This is a genomic window from Labrys sp. Lb11 (assembly GCF_057554225.1).
This window is the reverse complement of record NZ_BAAJOT010000006.1, coordinates 283413-299584: the sequence shown is the minus strand read 5'-3', so window position 1 is coordinate 299584 and position 16172 is coordinate 283413. Positions and strand designations below refer to the sequence as shown.

Annotated in this window: 16 protein-coding genes and 1 other RNA gene; 6 read left to right on the top strand and 11 right to left on the bottom strand. The window is 69.4% G+C overall.

All coding sequences use genetic code 11. From position 1 onward, the window contains the following. The gene (locus AC27L4_RS23395) at nucleotides 1-945 is read left to right on the top strand and encodes an ABC transporter permease (protein ID WP_487144799.1); all 945 of its coding nucleotides are present in this window, start codon (nucleotides 1-3) and stop codon (nucleotides 943-945) included. A 56-nt stretch (nucleotides 946-1001) separates the two neighbouring features. After that, a complete protein-coding gene (locus AC27L4_RS23390; RefSeq protein WP_487144797.1) occupies nucleotides 1002-2105 on the top strand; it encodes an autoinducer 2 ABC transporter substrate-binding protein in 1104 nt (367 codons plus the stop codon). Nucleotides 2106-2168: 63 nt separating this feature from the next. On the opposite strand, the gene AC27L4_RS23385 is transcribed toward AC27L4_RS23390, so the two are convergent. Further along, nucleotides 2169-3083, bottom strand: a complete 915-nt coding sequence (locus AC27L4_RS23385; protein ID WP_487144795.1) for a CmcJ/NvfI family oxidoreductase — start codon at nucleotides 3081-3083, stop codon at nucleotides 2169-2171. A 216-nt stretch (nucleotides 3084-3299) separates the two neighbouring features. On the opposite strand from AC27L4_RS23385, the gene AC27L4_RS23380 reads away from it, so the two are divergent. From AC27L4_RS23380 to AC27L4_RS23370, 3 genes are read left to right on the top strand one after another with little or no spacing between them, the layout of a single operon-like run. Further along, complete coding sequence (locus AC27L4_RS23380) at nucleotides 3300-4253, top strand: sulfonate ABC transporter substrate-binding protein (protein WP_487144793.1); 954 nt, start codon at nucleotides 3300-3302, stop codon at nucleotides 4251-4253. Nucleotides 4254-4276: 23 nt separating this feature from the next. Next, nucleotides 4277-5071, top strand: a complete 795-nt coding sequence (locus tag AC27L4_RS23375) for an ABC transporter permease subunit (protein ID WP_487144791.1) — start codon at nucleotides 4277-4279, stop codon at nucleotides 5069-5071. After that, a complete protein-coding gene (locus AC27L4_RS23370; protein ID WP_487144789.1) occupies nucleotides 5068-5877 on the top strand; it encodes an ATP-binding cassette domain-containing protein in 810 nt (269 codons plus the stop codon). Before AC27L4_RS23375 ends, AC27L4_RS23370 begins: the two co-directional genes overlap by 4 nt. Before the next feature lie 14 nt (nucleotides 5878-5891). Here the strand turns inward: AC27L4_RS23370 and AC27L4_RS23365 are convergent, their stop codons facing one another. Next, complete coding sequence (locus AC27L4_RS23365; protein WP_487144788.1) at nucleotides 5892-6491, bottom strand: hypothetical protein; 600 nt, start codon at nucleotides 6489-6491, stop codon at nucleotides 5892-5894. 191 nt (nucleotides 6492-6682) lie between these two features. Here AC27L4_RS23365 and AC27L4_RS23360 point away from each other — a divergent pair, with 191 nt between their 5' ends. Beyond that, complete coding sequence (locus AC27L4_RS23360; RefSeq protein WP_487144786.1) at nucleotides 6683-7189, top strand: OsmC family protein; 507 nt, start codon at nucleotides 6683-6685, stop codon at nucleotides 7187-7189. Between the two features lie 301 nt (nucleotides 7190-7490). On the opposite strand, the gene murD is transcribed toward AC27L4_RS23360, so the two are convergent. The 9 genes from murD to rnpB all read right to left on the bottom strand — a co-directional run bounded on the left by murD (nucleotide 7491) and on the right by rnpB (nucleotide 16064). Then, complete coding sequence (gene murD, locus AC27L4_RS23355) at nucleotides 7491-8873, bottom strand: UDP-N-acetylmuramoyl-L-alanine--D-glutamate ligase (RefSeq protein ID WP_487144785.1); 1383 nt, start codon at nucleotides 8871-8873, stop codon at nucleotides 7491-7493. A 7-nt stretch (nucleotides 8874-8880) separates the two neighbouring features. Then, nucleotides 8881-9966 (bottom strand): phospho-N-acetylmuramoyl-pentapeptide-transferase, encoded by a 1086-nt coding sequence (mraY, locus tag AC27L4_RS23350; RefSeq protein ID WP_487144783.1) that lies wholly within the window; start codon nucleotides 9964-9966, stop codon nucleotides 8881-8883. A gap of 143 nt (nucleotides 9967-10109) precedes the next feature. Continuing rightward, nucleotides 10110-11570: a UDP-N-acetylmuramoyl-L-alanyl-D-glutamate--2,6-diaminopimelate ligase gene (locus AC27L4_RS23345; RefSeq protein ID WP_487144781.1), complete on the bottom strand. Its 1461-nt coding sequence runs from the start codon at nucleotides 11568-11570 to the stop codon at nucleotides 10110-10112. Further along, on the bottom strand, nucleotides 11567-13387 hold the full coding sequence (locus tag AC27L4_RS23340; protein ID WP_487144779.1) for a peptidoglycan D,D-transpeptidase FtsI family protein: 1821 nt from the start codon (nucleotides 13385-13387) through the stop codon (nucleotides 11567-11569). Before AC27L4_RS23340 ends, AC27L4_RS23345 begins: the two co-directional genes overlap by 4 nt. Continuing rightward, the gene (gene ftsL, locus AC27L4_RS23335; RefSeq protein ID WP_487144777.1) at nucleotides 13384-13737 is read right to left on the bottom strand and encodes a cell division protein FtsL; all 354 of its coding nucleotides are present in this window, start codon (nucleotides 13735-13737) and stop codon (nucleotides 13384-13386) included. The genes AC27L4_RS23340 and ftsL overlap by 4 nt, the downstream gene beginning before the upstream one ends. Beyond that, nucleotides 13734-14768, bottom strand: coding sequence for a 16S rRNA (cytosine(1402)-N(4))-methyltransferase RsmH (gene rsmH, locus AC27L4_RS23330; protein WP_487144776.1), 1035 nt, complete (start codon nucleotides 14766-14768; stop codon nucleotides 13734-13736). The genes ftsL and rsmH overlap by 4 nt, the downstream gene beginning before the upstream one ends. A gap of 116 nt (nucleotides 14769-14884) precedes the next feature. Further along, complete coding sequence (locus AC27L4_RS23325) at nucleotides 14885-15136, bottom strand: GlsB/YeaQ/YmgE family stress response membrane protein (protein WP_487144775.1); 252 nt, start codon at nucleotides 15134-15136, stop codon at nucleotides 14885-14887. A gap of 168 nt (nucleotides 15137-15304) precedes the next feature. Then, entirely contained in the window at nucleotides 15305-15562 is a 258-nt protein-coding gene (locus AC27L4_RS23320; RefSeq protein WP_487144773.1) for a GlsB/YeaQ/YmgE family stress response membrane protein, read from the bottom strand. Between the two features lie 115 nt (nucleotides 15563-15677). Then, nucleotides 15678-16064: RNase P RNA component class A (gene rnpB / locus AC27L4_RS23315), an RNA gene on the bottom strand. Nucleotides 16065-16172: the final 108 nt, after the last annotated feature.

Genomic DNA, 16172 nt, shown 5'->3' with positions numbered 1-16172 from the left:
ATGTCTCTGCGCAGTCTCCTCCGCCACGAAGTCATCCTGGCCGTCATCGTCGCGCTGGTCCTCGTTCTGCTGGCGCGCCAGTCCGACCGCTTCTTCACCGTGGACAACCTGCTGAACCAGGCCCGCCTCATGGCCGAAGTCGGGCTGGTGGCGCTGATCATGACCTTCGTCATCGTCACCGGCGGCATCGACCTCTCCGTCGGCTCGATCCTCGGCCTCGTCGCCATCCTGGTCGGCGTCCTGTGGCAGAATGCCGGCCTGCCGCTGCCGATCGCCGTCCTGGCGGGGCTGGCGGCCGGCACGCTGGCAGGCCTGTTCAACGGCCTCGTCATCACCCGCTTCGGCGTGCCGCCGCTGATCGCCACGCTCGGCACGCTGGCGCTCTACCGCGGCCTCGCCGAGGGCATCAGCCAGGCCCGCTCGGTGCGCGGCTATCCCGACTGGTTCTACGTGCTGGGCCAGGGCGAGGTCGCCGGCGTGCCGACCCAGGTCTGGCTGCTCGGCGCCGCCACGCTGGTCGCCGCCGGCGTGCTCGGCCTCACCACCTTCGGGCGATCGACCTATGCCATCGGCTCGAACGAGACGGCGGCGCGGTTTTCCGGCATCGCGGTCGATCGCACCAAGCTGGCGATCTATGCGGCGTCGGGCTTTGCCGCGGCGCTCGCCGCCGTGATCTTCGTCTCGCGCGTCTCGACCACGCGCTCCGACATGGGCACCGGCATCGAGCTCGACGCCATCACGGCGGTCGTCCTGGGCGGCACCTCGATCTTCGGCGGCCGCGGCACGGTGATCGGCACGGCGCTCGGCCTGATCCTGACCCAGGCGCTGAAGAACGGCCTGTCGCTGGCCGGGATCAAGGGCGACGGCACCATCGTGGTGATCGGCACCATCCTCATCCTGGCGCTTCTCGCCAGCAACCTGTTCAACCGCGACGGCAACGGGTGAACGCCGACAATAAGACGCCTTGCCGTACCATCGAACACGCCAAGAAGGAGGAAACCATGCTTCGCCTTTCAACCTGCGTCCTGGCCCTGTCGCTGTCGCTGACGCTCGGTGCCAAGGCCGCGAGCTGGACCGGCGGCGACGACCTGCCGACCAATCCGCTCGCCTGCGACGCCACGCCGGCCGAAGCCAAGGCCGCGCCCTATGACGGCGGCCAGCCGACCAACGCGCCCGATCTCAAGGGCAAGAAGATCACCGTGGTCGACGTCCCCAAGCTGATCGGCATCGGCTATTTCAACGCCACGTCCAAGGGCATCGCCGAGGCTGCCAAGGAGCTCGGCAATGTCGACGTCAAGACCGACGGCCCGACCAAGGCCAACATCGACGAGCAGATCACCTTCATCGACAACTACATCACCTCCGGCGTCAACGGCATCCTCTTCGCCGCCAATGACCCGGTGGCGATCGCGCCGGTCTTGAAGAAGGCGCTGTCGAAGGGCATCCACGTCGTCGGCTACGACGCCAACTCGACGCCGGACGCGCGCGAATGGTTCGTCAACCAGGCGCAGTTCAACGGCATCGCCAAGGCGCTGGTCGACACCATCGCCGCCGAGATCGGCGAGGACGGCAGCTTCGCCATCGTCACCTCCACCTTCACCACGCCGAACCAGGCCCGCTGGATCGCGGAGATGGAGGCCTACCAGGCCAAGTGCCATCCCAAGCTGAAATGGCTGGAGACGGTGGAGGCGCAGGAGGACAACATCCTGTCCTTCAACCAGGCGACCACGCTGATCAACAAATATGGCGACGACCTCAAGGGCATCTTCGGCATGACCAGCGTCGCCACGCCCGCCTCCGCCGAGGCCGTCACCCAGGCCGGCAAATGCGGCAAGATCAGCGTCGTCGGCCTCGCCACGCCGAATGCGATGAAGCCCTATGTCAACTCGGGCTGCGTCAAGTCGGTGGTGCTGTGGAACCCGGTCGACCTGGGCTATGCCGCCATGCACGTGCTGCGCGCCGCCGTCGACGGCACGCTGAAGCCGGGCGACACCTCGGTGAAGGCCGGCAGGCTCGGCGAGCTCAAGGTGATCAACGGCAGCGAGATCCTGCTCGGCTCGCCCTTCACCTTCACCAAGGACAATGTCGGCCAGTTCGACTTCTGACCTTCGACGGCGGCATGGGCCGGAGCCTCTCCGGTCCATGCCGCCGGCATCCCTCCCCGCGACTCAGGCGTCGTAGAAGGCGAACAGCCTGACCTCGACGCTGGCGCGGCCCGGTGCGTCCGGCGGGCAGCTCGGGTCGCGGAAGGCGGCATGCATGGCGCCGCAGCGGTCGGGCTCGGAGAAGTCGTAGCCCAGGAACAGCAGCACCTCGTCGGTGCGCATGTCCGAATAGCTGTACCAGGCGTGATGCGGATTGTAGCGGCACAGCGACAGCTCGCCGCGATAGGCCTCGGTCCCCTCCACCTCTTCGATGAAGTCCGCCCGGCGGACGTCGGCCGGCGCCAGCGAATCCCGGGCGCAGACCGCCAGCGGGTAATCGTGCGGCGGATCGGAGATCGTCCGCCAGCAGTTGAGGGCGATGACGCGGCCGTAGCGGCGACGCTCCGGCGACGGGCAATCGACGGTCTCGGCGATCAGGCGGGCCGTGTCGGCGAGGCCGTCCTCGGCGCTCAGCCTCTGGTCCCAGCATTCGGCGATCAGCTGGCGCGCCGAGGCCGGCGTGAAATCGCAATGCACGCGCAGCACCGGCACCTGGAAGGCATCCGGCCCAGGCAGGCGCAGGACCGACGTGTTGGCGATCACCTTAGCGGCGCCGAGAGCCTCCCGGACGAGATCCTGCACCATCAGGAGATAGGGGCCATCGCGCATCGAGGCATCGCGCAGATCCATGTCCGGCAGGGGCTGGCGCACCAGCTGGAAGCCTTCCCGATCGAGCGAAGGCGCGGCCAGCGCGCGCGCATCGCGCACGGAGACGATATGGGGATCGACCACGAGGCGTGACTGCCGCTGGTCGCTGGTGTGGAACAGCGGCTTGTCCGCCTGCTCGCCGAGATAGTTCATCTCGGCCTGCACGTCCGGCCGCACGCCGGCATGCACAGCCCCGCGCCGAGCCGCTGCCCCTTCGAATGCCTGCCCCATACCCGTCCTTCCCTCTCGCAGCCCCGGCGCTTCGAGAGCGCCGACAATCCCGGCGCGAAGATAGGATGCCGGCCGGAGTCCGTCCACGCCGCCCTGAGCCGTCCGTCGCCATTCTCCGTTCACGCATTTTAGTTGACTTATTTTATATACTATACAGAATTATTAGATCGCTTTCCCAGAGGCCCGCCGGGCCGACGCCGAAGAGGGGAATTTTCCATGAGATCGCTTTTCGGGCGCCTGGCCCGCGTCACCGCCGCCGTCGCCCTCGCAACCGCATTGGCCGCCGGCACCGCCCAAGCGGCCGACAAGGTGGTGCGCGTCGGCTACCAGAAATACGGCACCTTCCTGCTGCTGAAAGCCCGCGGCCTCCTGGAGAAGAAGCTGGAACCGCTCGGCTATTCCGTCGCCTGGACCGAATTCCCCGGCGGGCCGCAGCTCCTGGAAGCACTGAACGTCGGGGCACTCGACGTCGGCATCACCGGCGAGGCGCCGCCGATCTTCGCCCAGGCTGCCGGCGCGCCGCTGGTCTATGTCGCCAACGAGCCGGCCGCGCCGCTGAGCGAGGCGATCCTGGTGCCCAAGGGCAGCCCGCTCAACAGCGTCGCCGAGCTCAAGGGCCGGAAGGTCGCCCTGAACAAGGGCTCGAATGTCCACTACCTGCTGGTCAAGGCGCTGGAGAAGGCCGGCCTGAGCTATGCCGACATCACGCCGGTGTTCCTGCCGCCGGCCGATGCGCGCGCCGCCTTCCAGAACGGCAATGTCGATGCCTGGGTGATCTGGGATCCCTTCCAGGCCTCCGCCGAAGTGACCCTGGAAGCCCGAACCCTGGCCAGCGGCGAGGGGCTGGTGTCCAACCACCAGTTCTATCTGGGCGAACGTGGCTTCGTCTCCGCCAACGGCCCCGCGGTCGATGCCATCGTCGCCTCGATCAAGGAGATCGACGACTGGGCCGGGACCAATATCGACCAGGCCGCGACCGAGCTCTCGCCGGCCGTCGGCATCCCGGTCCCGGTGCTCAAGCTCGCCCTTGGCCGCCAGTCCTGGGGCGTCAGGCCGATCTCGGCCGAAGTCGTCGCCGAACAGCAGAAGATCGCCGACACGTTCCACGCGCTGAAGCTGATCCCCAAGCCCCTGACGGTCCAGGACGCGGTGCGCGGCAACGGATCCTGAGCCATTCCCGGAAAGGTGCGGCCATGACCGCCTCCTCCCTTCGTCTCCCGCGCGGCGCCGCCGCCTGGCTGCTGCCGATCCTGCTGCTGGCCGGCTGGGAGATCGCGGCCGACACCGGCCTGATCTCTGCCCGCACCCTGCCGGCGCCGAGCGCCGTGGCGCTGGCCTTCCGGCAGGCCCTCGACGACGGCACCCTGCTGCACGCGGTGGCGATCAGCGGCCTGCGGGCACTGCAGGGCCTCGTCATCGGCGGGCTGATCGGCTTTGCCTTCGGCGTGCTCAACGGCCTGTGGAAGCCGGCCGAGCTCCTGCTCGATTCGACCCTGCAGATGCTGCGCAACGTGCCGCACCTGGCCATCATTCCGCTCGTGATCCTGTGGTTCGGCATCGGCGAGGAGGCCAAGGTCTTCCTCGTCGCCCTCGGCGTGCTGTTCCCGGTCTATCTCAACACCTATCACGGCATCCGCACCGTCGATCCGGCGCTGGTGGAAATGGCCAGGGTCTACGGCCTCGGCCCCTTCGCCCGCTTCTTCCGGGTGGTGCTGCCGGGCGCCCTGCCCTCGATCTTCGTCGGCCTGCGCTACGGCCTCGGCCTGATGTGGCTGACCCTGATCGTGGCCGAGACCATCTCCGCCTCCTCGGGCATCGGCTACATGACCATGAACGCCCGCGAGTTCATGCAGATCGACATCGTGCTGATGGGCATCATCGTCTATGCGCTGCTCGGCAAGCTCTCCGACGTGATCACCCGGGCGCTGGAACGCTCCACCCTCTCCTGGCATCCGAGCTATGCCGCTGCAGCGGAGGCACGCGCATGAGTCTCACCGCCGAATTCCTCGAAGATCCCTATTTCGGAGCCGCCCTGCTGCCGCAGGCGCGCAGCGAGGAGGTGCCGGCGCCGCGCAAGCCGGCACGTGCCGGCCTGGCGGTCGAGCTCAGCGGCGTGACCAAGGCCTTCGGAGCGCGCGACGTGCTGCGCGGCCTCGACCTCGGCATCGCCGCCGGCGAGTTCGTTGCCGTGGTCGGACGCTCGGGCGGCGGCAAGTCGACGCTGCTGCGCCTGCTGGCCGGCCTCGACCGGCCGAGCAGCGGCATGGTCGCCATCGGCGGCGTGCCGATCCGGGGCATCCCCGCCACCGCGCGGCTGATGTTCCAGGACGCGCGGCTGCTGCCCTGGCAACGTGTCGTGGCCAATGTCGGCATTGCCCGCGAACCGGGATGGCGCGCCAACGCCCTTGCCGCGCTAGAGGCGGTCGGCCTGGCCGATCGAGCCGACGATTGGCCGGGCACGCTGTCGGGCGGCCAGCGCCAGCGGGTGGCGCTGGCCCGCGCCCTGGAAAGCCGGCCGAGCGTGCTGCTGCTGGACGAGCCGTTCGGAGCGCTCGATGCCCTGACACGCCAGGAGATGCACCAGCTTCTCTGCCGACTCTGGCGCGAGCGCGGCTTCACCGCCGTCCTGATCACCCACGACGTCGGCGAGGCGGTGGCGCTGGCCGACCGCGTGCTGGTGCTGCGGGAGGGCACCATCGCCCTCGACCAGCGCGTGACGCTGCCGCACGGTGATCGGAGCGGCGCCGATGCGGCGGCCGCCGAGCTGAAGGCGCGGATCCTCGCCGCTGTCTGACCCGGCCGCCGGCGTCACATCAGCGGCTTGACGCCGTCCTTCTCCGCCTGGATCGAGCGGGCCGTCAGGCTGCCGTCCGCGGCGCGCGTCACGAAGACGGACACGGCCGCACCGGGCTTGAGCAGGCTCCGGTCGCCGGGGATGAGGGAGACGATCCGCACGCCGGGGTCGACCTGGATCGCCTGCGTGCCGCCCTTGTAGGCCAGTTGCAGCGTCCGCCCCTTCGGCGCGCTCGCGACCGTGGCGACTGTGGCGTTGGTCATGGTCTGCCCGGGCCCCGACATCGGGCGATGGCCCTCGCCGGTGCCGCGCATCGCCTCCGGGAAGATGTGGACCTCCTGAGCGTGCAGCTTGCCGTCGGGCCCTTCGACGGCGGCGGAGCCGACGAAGTCCCCGGCCTTGATGTCCTCGAGCTTGCGATCCGCGACCGCGCCAATCCTGACGCCCTCCGGCAGGGCGATGCTCGCCTCCCCGCCATCCGATTGCCTGACCGTGAGTTTGTCTGCGGCAACGGCGACGATGGTGCCGGAAATGCGGTTGGACGGGGTCTGCGCCGATGCCGGCGCAAGGCCGAAGGCCAGCGCCAAGCCGACGATGAGGGTGGTCGATCGCATGGGAGCCGCCTTTGTCGGGCCGTCCGTCAGGATACGGCCGGAACCTTAGCGCCGCTTCCCGCACCGGCGTCATCACGCCTCATCACGATGCCGCGCGCGGCGCCGCCAACGTCGGAATTGCGTTGCGGCCGGGCCCGGAGGAATGTCGGATTCCGCCGGGCGCCACCGGCGGAAGCTCAGGATCGACGGCCATGGATGCAACCGAACTGAAGGCGCTGCAGGCGCCGCTGAAGCAGGCCTATCGCGACGATGCGGCGCAGGCCCTGGTGACGCTGCGGGCGAAGGGCGCGATCGACGACCGGGCGATCGCCTGCAAGGTCGAGACCGGACGGGCCCTCGCCGTCGCCGGGCTGCATCCGGCCACGGGCGGAACCGGCCTGGAGCTCTGTTCCGGCGACATGCTGCTGGAGGCGCTGGTCGCCTGCGCCGGGGTGACGCTGAAGGCGGTGGCGACGGCGCTCGACTTCCGCCTGAAGGCGGCGACGGTCGAGGCGGAGGGCGACCTCGACTTTCGCGGCACGCTGGGCGTGGCCCGGGACGCGCCGGTCGGCTTCCGCGCCATCCGCCTGCGCTTCGCCCTCGACACCGACGAGCCGCAGGAGCGCGTCGATGCGCTGCTCAAGCTGACGGAGCGCTATTGCGTGGTGTTCCAGACGCTCAACACGCGGCCCGAACTGTCGGTGGCGATGAAGGAATGAGGGGCAGGCCCCCATAGGCGCTAGGATAAGGCCTGACCACGCCGCTGCTGGGAAAGGCGACGCCCTCTCAGCCGTCATGGCCGGACTTGATCCGGCCATCCACGCGACCATTGTCGGCGCAGAAAAGGGCAGCGGCCAAGGGTATGCCAAACCGGCTGCCGTTGCGTTCGCGTGGATGGCCGGATCAAGTCCGGCCATGACGCTACTGAACGGGCGAGCCCATTTCTCCGACGATCGCGTATCCTAGCGCCTATAGGGCAGGCCCCCTTCACCTCGCGTGCCGTGTCCCGGGAGGACGGCCTCAGGACCGTCCCACAACAGCCCGCACCGCCGCCTCGAACGCCTTGCCTCGTTCCTCGAAGTTGCGGAACTGGTCGAAGGAGGCGCAGGCCGGCGACAGCAGCACGACCGGCTCGGCGAGCCCCGAGGCCGCCGCGTCGGCGGCAGCGAGTTCCACCGCCCGCTCGATCGTCCCGGCGCGGACATACGGCACCCGGCCCTCCAGCGTCGCCGCGAACGCCTCGGTCGCCGCGCCGATCAGGTAGGCCTTGGCGATCTTGGGAAAGAAGCCCTCGAGCGAGACGATGCCGCCGGTCTTGGCCTTGCCTCCGGCGATCCAGAACATCGTGTCGAAGGAGGCCAGCGCCTTGGCCGCCGCATCGGCGTTCGTGGCCTTGGAATCGTTGACGAACAGCACCGGTCCCAGGCGGCCGACCTGCTGCATGCGATGCGCCAGCCCGGGGAAGCTGCGCATTCCCGCCTGGATGCGCCCGGCGTCGAGGCCGGCCGCAGTGGCGGCGGCGAAGGCGGCACAGGCGTTCTGGGCATTGTGGGCACCGCGCAGCGAGCCGATGCCGGCAAGGCTCGCCACCGGCTCGGCCGTGCTGCCGCGGGCACGATAGAGCGTCTCGCCCTCGGCATAGACGCCGTCGGCGAGCGGCCCGAGCACGGAGATGCGCACGACGGTTCGGCCCTCGGCCTCCAGCCGGTCGGCGATGGTGCGCGAAAAATCGTCGTCGACGCCGACCACGGCGGTTCGGGCGCCGGCCGCCAGCCGCGCCTTGATCGCGGCATAGGCCTCGATGCTGCCGTGCCGGTCGAGATGGTCCTCGGTGACGTTGAGCAGCACGGCCACCGACGGGTCGATGGTCGGGGCGAGATCGATCTGGAACGAGGAGCACTCGATCACGTGCACCCGCTCAGGCGCCGGCGGCTCCAGCGACAGGATCGCCGTGCCGATATTGCCGCCGAGTTGCACGTCGCGCCCGGCGGCGGCGAAGAGATGGGCGATCAGCGCCGTCGTGGTCGACTTGCCGTTGGTGCCGGTGATGGCGATGAAGGGCGCCTCGGGCGCGGTCGCCCGGCGCTGGCGTGCGAACAGCTCGATGTCGCCGATCACCTCGACGCCGTGCGACCTGGCAAGCCCGACCGTCCAGTGCGGCTCGGGATGGGTGAGCGGCACGCCGGGGGACAGCACCAACGCGGCGACGCCGGCCCAGTCGAGGGTGTCGAGGGCCTGCGCCGCAAGGCCCTTGGCCTGCGCCTCCGCGACCCTGGCCGGGCTGTCGTCCCAGACGACCGGCCGGGCGCCGCCGGCCTGGAGCGCCAGCGCCGTGGCAAGGCCGGAGCCGCCGAGCCCGAACACGGCGAGCGTGCGGCCGGCGAAGACGGTGATCGGCGTCATGACGGACCTATCGCAGCTTCAGCGTGGCGAGGCCGATCAGCGCCAGCACCACCGAGATGATCCAGAAGCGCACCACCACTTGCGGCTCCTTCCAGCCGAGCTGCTCGAAATGGTGGTGGATCGGCGCCATGCGGAACACGCGCTTGCCGGTGTAGCGGAAGGAGATCACCTGGATGATCACCGAGGCGGCCTCGAGCACGAACAGGCCGCCGATCACCGCCAGAACGATCTCGTGCTTGGTGGCGACGGCGATGGTGCCGATCATGCCGCCGAGCGCCAGGGAGCCGGTGTCGCCCATGAAGATCTGCGCCGGCGGCGCGTTGAACCACAGGAAGCCGAGCCCGGCGCCGATGGTGGCGCCGCAGATGATGGCGAGTTCGCCGGTGCCCGGCACGAAATGGATCTGCAGGTAGTTGGAGAAGACCGCGTTGCCGGCGAGGTAGGAGATAAAGCCGAAGCTCGCCGTGGCGACCATCACCGGCACGATGGCGAGGCCGTCGAGGCCGTCGGTCAGGTTGACGGCGTTGCCGGCGGCGACGATGACGAAGGCGGCCAGCACCACGAAGAAGATCGACAGGTTGACGAGCAGGTCCTTGAAGAAGGGGAAGGCCAGCGAGGTGGAGAAGGGTGGCGAGCCCGCGACATAGGCGATGCCCACGGCCGCCAGGCCCGCGATAGCCGCCTCGATGCCGAGCCGGGCCCGGCCGGAATAGCCGTTATGGCTCTGCTTGGTCACTTTCAGGTAGTCGTCATAGAAGCCGACGGCGCCGAAGCCGAGCGTCACCAGGATCACCACCCAGACATAGGCATTGGTGAGATTGGCCCAGAGCAGCACCGAGACCATGAGGCCCGACAGGATCATCAGGCCGCCCATGGTCGGCGTGCCCTTCTTGGACAGGTGCGACTGCGGCCCGTCCTCGCGAATCGGCTGCCCCTTGCCCTGCTTGATCCTGAGCCAGGAGATGCTGGCCGGGCCGAAGAAGAAGACGAACAGCAGGGCCGTCGCGATCGCTCCGCCGGTCCGGAAAGTGATGTAGCGAAAGACGTTGAGCAGTTCGACGTGTTCGCTGAACCGGCTGAGCCAATAGAGCATGGGAAACCCTTCGAGCAGTGGGGACGGCACATCGGCCGCCGCCCTCGCTTCATGCCGATGATGGGAAAGGGCGGAGAGCCTTTGAGATCAAACCTGTGCCGGTTTCAAGGTGGCGGTGGGCAAAAAATGCGGCTTGTCCCGGGTCAGGCATCCGACACCGCCGCAATTGCCGCCCGGGCGACGTCATGGTCGGAAAAGGGCAGGACCTCGGCGCCGACGATCTGGCCGGGCTCGTGTCCCTTCCCGGCGATCAGCAGGGCATCGCCTTCGGCCAGCCCGGCGACGGCCGTGCGGATCGCCTCGGCCCGGTCGCCGATCTCCACCGCGCCCGACGCGGCGGCCATGATGGCGGCGCGGATCGCGGCCGGGTTCTCGGTGCGCGGATTGTCGTCGGTGACGATGACGCGGTCGGCCAGGCGGGTCGCGATCTCGCCCATCATCGGCCGCTTGCCGGGGTCACGATCGCCGCCGCAGCCGAACACCACGACCAGATCGCGGCGGACGAAGGGGCGCAGCGCCTCCAGCGCCTTCTCCAGCGCATCGGGCTTGTGGGCATAGTCGACGAAGACGGGCGCCCCGCGGGCCGAGCCGACGAGGTCGAGGCGCCCCTTGGCGCCCTCCAGCGTCTCCAGCGCCGCGAAGACCGCGGCCGGGTCGGAACCGCTGCCGATGCACAGCCCGGCCGCCACCAGGGCGTTCTCGACCTGGAAATGCCCGGCCAGCGGCAGACGCACGGCATGGGCCTTGCCGGCATGCTCCAGGTTCAGCTTCTGAGAGAAGCCTTCCACATCGGACGACAACAGCTTGATGGCGCTGCCGTTCTTTCCGACGGTCAGGACATCGAGCCCGTGCACCGTCGCGGCGGCTATAAAGGCGGCCGCCTCGGGATGATCGGCCTCGATCACCGCGGCGGCGCCCGGCGGCAGGAGCTCCGAGAACAGCCGCAGCTTGGCGTCGCGATAGGCTTCCACCGTCGGGTGATAGTCGAGATGGTCGCGCGACAGGTTGGTGAAGCCGCCCGCCGCCAGCCGGACCCCGTCGAGCCGATGCTGGTCCAGCCCGTGCGAGGAGGCCTCCATGGCCAGGTGCGTGACGCCGCGGCCGGCGATGTCGTCGAGCAGGGCGTGCAGCGCCACCGGATCGGGCGTGGTCAGGGAGCCGTAGGTCTCGCCCCAGGGTGCGACCAGCCCGACCGTACCGACCGAGGCCGCCTGCAGACCGAGGCTCGCCCAGATCTGGCGCACGAAGGCGGCGACGGAGGTCTTGCCGCTGGTGCCGGTGACGGCGGCGATGGTCGCCGGCTGGCGCGGGTGGAAGGCGGCGGCGACCGCGCTCAGCGCCTTGCGGGCATCGACGACCCTGGCGAAGGCGACGCCGTCCGGCAGCGGCGCCTCGTGCTCGCCGAGCACGGCGACCGCGCCATTGGCGACCGCCTGGGCCGCAAAGCTCATGCCGTCGACCTTGGTGCCCGGCATGGCGCAGAACAGCCAGCCAGGGCGGGCGGCGCGGGAATCGACGGTGATGCCGGCGATGGCCGTCGTCGCAAAGCGCGGATCGAGCGCCGCATCCTCCGGCAGCAGGGAGGCGAGCGGGCGGATGGTCATTGCGCCGCCGCCAGCTTTGCCGTCGGGCCGATCGGCGGCGGGTTGTTCGGCACCGGCTCGAAGCGCGGCTGGACGCCGAGCAGCGGGGCGATGCGCTCGATCACCTTGCCGGCGGTCACGCCGGCATTCCAGGCGGCGGTGGTGTAGCCATAGCTTTCGGGCACGGGCTTGGGCTCGTCATAGATGGTCAGCACGAGGTATTTCGGCTTGTCGAACGGGAATACTGCCATGAAGGTGGTGAAGTTGAAATTCTTGTTCTTGGAATAGCGGCCATTGATGATCTTCTCGGCCGTGCCGGTCTTGCCGCCGACCTGGTAGCCGGGGATGTCGACCTTCTTGGCCGAGCCGTTGGTAGCGTTGAGGCGCAGGAGGTAGCGCATCACGTCCGAGGTGCGCTGCTGGAGCACGACGGGCGACTCGGCCATGGCGGTGGCGGCGTCGCGCTTGAGGAAGGTCGGCTTGACGAGGTGGCCGCCGTTCATCATCGCGGCGACGGCCATGAGCGCCTGCAGCGGCGCGACGTTGAGACCCTGGCCGAAGGCGATGGTGGCGGTCGAGAGCTCGACCCAACGCGCGGGCAGCAGCGGCGCCGCGTTCTCCGGAAGCTCCGTCACCAGCCGGTCGAGCTGGCCCATCTTCTTCAGGAAGGCCTTGTGATAGGGGACGCCGAGCGCCAGGGCGATGCGGGCCGAGCCGATGTTCGAGGAATAGGTGAACACTTCCGGCAGGGTCAGGATGCGATGCTGGGCGTGGTAGTCCGGGATGAGCCAGCGCCCGAAGCGTAGGCTGGAGCGGGCGTCGAGCCGCGAATTGGTGTTGAACTTGCCGGAATCGACGCCCATGGCCAGCGTCAGGGCCTTGAAGGTCGAGCCCATCTCGTAGACGCCGACATTGATGCGGTTGATCCGGTCATGGTCGAGCGCGTCGGCCGGGTTGTTCGGGTCGAAGTCCGGCAGCGACACCAGCGAGATCATCTCGCCGGAGTTGACGTCGATGACGGCGCCGGCCGCCGCCTTGGCGCGGAAATGCGCCATGCCCTGCACCAGTTCGTCGCGCAGCACGTTCTGGGCGCGCAAGTCGATCGACAGTTGCACCGGCTTGAGGTCGTCCGGATTGGTCGGCGCGTAGCCGAGCGCCGCCAGTTCGCTGAGGCCGCGCTTGTTGTCGATGTACTTCTCGATGCCGGCGATGCCCTGGTTGTCGATGTTGACCGAGCCGAGCACGTGGCTCACGGTCGGGCCGTTCGGGTAGATGCGCTTGTTCTCGGTCAGGAAGCCGACGCCGGGCAGGCCGAGCTTGTAGATGTCGGCGCGCTGCTTGGGCGTGATCTCGCGCTTGAGCCAGACGAAGCCCTTCTTCGACGCCAGCTTCTCGCGCAGGTCGCGCGCATTGAGCTCGGGCATCGCGGCCGACAGGAGCTCCGTGGCCTCGTCGACGTCGACGAGCTTCCTCGGCTCGGCATAGAGCGAGGCGACCTTGACGTCGGTCGCCAGGACCTCGCCGTTGCGGTCGACGATGTCGGGCCGCGCCGCGGCGAGCTGGCCCTGGGCCGAGAGCTTGGCGCTGTACTGGTCCTCCGGCCCCATGCCCAGCATGGTCAGCCGTCCGATGATGGCGACGTAGAGGCCGGCAAAGGCGAGCATGATGAAGAGGATGCGGCTGGCGCTCTTCTCCAGCTTGCCGGCCCTGCGCCGCGGCAGCGGCTCGGGCTTGCCCGGCAGCACATGGTCCTGCGCGCTCCAACCGGCCTCGTCCGCCGGCTGCTGCGCCGCGGCGTCGCGCTCGAGAATGTCGTCCGGCGTGGACAGGTGGGTCATTGCGTCGATCCCGTGACTTTCGGCGCCCCGAGGCCGAGCCCTTCAAGCTTCTTGGCGATCAGGTCCTCCTGCGAGGACTTTTCCGGCAGCTCGGAGGGCTTGACGATCTGCTCGACCTCCATGGGCTGGAGGTCGAGATGCTTGCGCGCCAGCGCGGTGATGCGCTCGGGCTGGGTCAGGTAGGCCCACTCGGCCCGCAGCGCGCCGATGGCGACGCGCTCGACCTCGATGTCGCGCCGCAGCTTGGCCACCTTCTCGGCCTGGCGGGTGGCCTCGTACTTGATCGAATAGACGCCGATGGCGGCGGCGATCAGCACGCCGAACAGGATGAGGTTGAGCAGGCGGGTCATCGACGTCTCCCGGCGCTGAGCGCGAGATCGGGCAGTCCAAGAAAATCCGTGCCAGTGTCGCGGGCAGGCGCGGCGGTGCGGATCGCAGCGCGCAGCTTGGCCGAGCGGGCGCGCGGATTTGCCGCCGCCTCCGCCGCCGAGGCAGCGACGGCGCCGCGATGCACGAGTTCGAAGGTCGCGGGCGCGACGCTCTGCTGCGGCTGATGGCGCGAGCCGCCGGCATCGCGGCGCGAGCGATCGGCCAGGAAGGTCTTGACGATCCGGTCTTCCAGCGAATGGAAGGTGACGACCACCAGCCGGCCGCCGGTCCGCAGGATGCGCTCGGCCGCCAGCAGGGCGTCGGCGAGCTCGTTCAGCTCGCGGTTGACGGCGATGCGCAAGGCCTGGAAGGCACGCGTCGCCGGGTGGATGTCGCCCGGCTTGGCGCGGATGACGCGTCCGCACAGCTCCGCCAGGTCGCGCGTGCGCAGGAACGGCGTCGCGGCCCGGTCGGCGACGATGGCGCGCGCCAGGGCGGAGGCGCGGCGTTCCTCGCCCAGCGTCCAGAACAGGCGCGACAGGTCCGCCTCGGGCAGCGTGTTGACCAGGTCGGCGGCGCTGGGACCACGCCCCTCCATGCGCATGTCGAGCGGGCCGTCCTGGCGGAAGGAGAAGCCGCGCTCGGCCTGGTCGAGCTGCATGGAGGAGACGCCGATGTCGAGCATGACGCCGTCCACCGCCTCCAGGCCGAGCCCGCGCGCCACGCCGTCGAGGTTGGAAAAGCGGTCCTCGACCAGGGTGAGCCGGCCCTGCATGGCCGAGACCAGGCCCATGCCGTCGGTGATCGCGGTGGGATCGCGGTCGATCCCGATCACCCGCGTGCCGGGCTCGGCCAGAACGGCGCGGGTGTAGCCGCCGGCGCCGAACGTGCCGTCGATGATGGCGTCCCCCGCCTTGGGCGTGAGCGCCGCCATCACCTCGGGCAGCATCACGGGGATATGCCGATGATCCTGCCGGGCGTCGTCGGACGGGGGGGGAGGCGAGGCAGGCATCGGGGTCTCGAACGGCGGCGCGGCCCGAGATTTCGGGCAAAATGATCCGAGCCCATTAACGGCGAGGAAGGGTTAACGAACCGTGTCCGCAGCCCCCTCGTCCCCTGCCCCGCCGCTCAGGCGCGGCGTGCGATGACACCCCAGACCAGCAGCAGGATGACGGCGCCGACGACGGCGCCGATGAAGCCGGCGCCCTGGCCGGCATGGTACCAGCCCAGGACCTGGCCGAGCCAGGTGGCGACGAAGGCGCCGACGATGCCCAGCACCGTGGTGAGGATAAAGCCCTTCGGCTCGTTGTCGCCCGGCATGAGGAACTTGGCGACGACGCCGGCGAGAAAGCCGATGATGATGGTCCAGAGGATACCCATGGCAGCTCCGATGCAAGGCATTGCCCGCAATGCAACCGGATGCGGCCGCCAATGTTCCCCAAGGCCGCGACGAATGCGGCGTGGAGCCGGGATGGGCGCCGGCTGCTCCGCCTCCTCGCTTCGACGCGTCCTTGCGATTTGACGGGATCCGTCAAATCGCAAGGCGCTTCAGGCTGCGGTGCTGCGCACGTAGAGGCGCCAGCCGAGCAGGACGATGATCGCGCCCACCACGGCGCCGACGAAGCCGGCCTTCTCGCCCGGCGCGTAAAGGCCCATCTCCTGGCCCAGCCAGGTGGCGACGACGGCGCCGATCACCCCGAGCACCGTGGTGAGGATGAAGCCCGTCGGATTGGTGTTGCCGGGCGTGAGCATGCGGGCCAGCAGCCCGGCGACGAAGCCGATGAGGATGGTGCCGATGATCTGCATGCTTCCCTCTGCGCCAGGCCGCCGCCGCGGCGGATACCTTGCCGGACTGTGGCCCGGCGGGACGACTCAGGCAAGAGGCCCGGCCCGCATGGCCGCGTCGGTCCCCGAGGGGAGAAATGCCAGTCGGCCTATAAGCCGGGTTCTGTAGGGCCCGCATCGCTGCGGACGTGGCGGCCATTCCTCTGGGGCCGCCGTCGCCGGCGACCTCGATGCGACCAACCCGGACGGCAGCGCGGAAACGCGCTCCGGCGCGTCCGAAGACCGCCGCGGCCATCCCTATTCGGTCTTGCTCCGGATGGGGCTTGCCATGCTGCTCCCGTTGCCGGTCGCACGGTGCGCTCTTACCGCACCCTTTCACCCTTACCCCGGCACGCCGGGGCGGTTTGCTTTCTGTGGCGCTATCCCTGGGGTCGCCCCCGCCGGACGTTATCCGGCATCCTGTTTCCGTGGAGCCCGGACTTTCCTCCATTCCCGAGGGAACAGCGGCCGCCCGGCCAACTGGCGCGGCTGGTGTGACGCAGCCGCGCCCCGCCGTCAACAAAAACAGGCGATCGCCGGGCCGGGAGCCGCCGCGCCGCGCGACCGGAGAGCCGAGCGGCGCCTGCGGCCT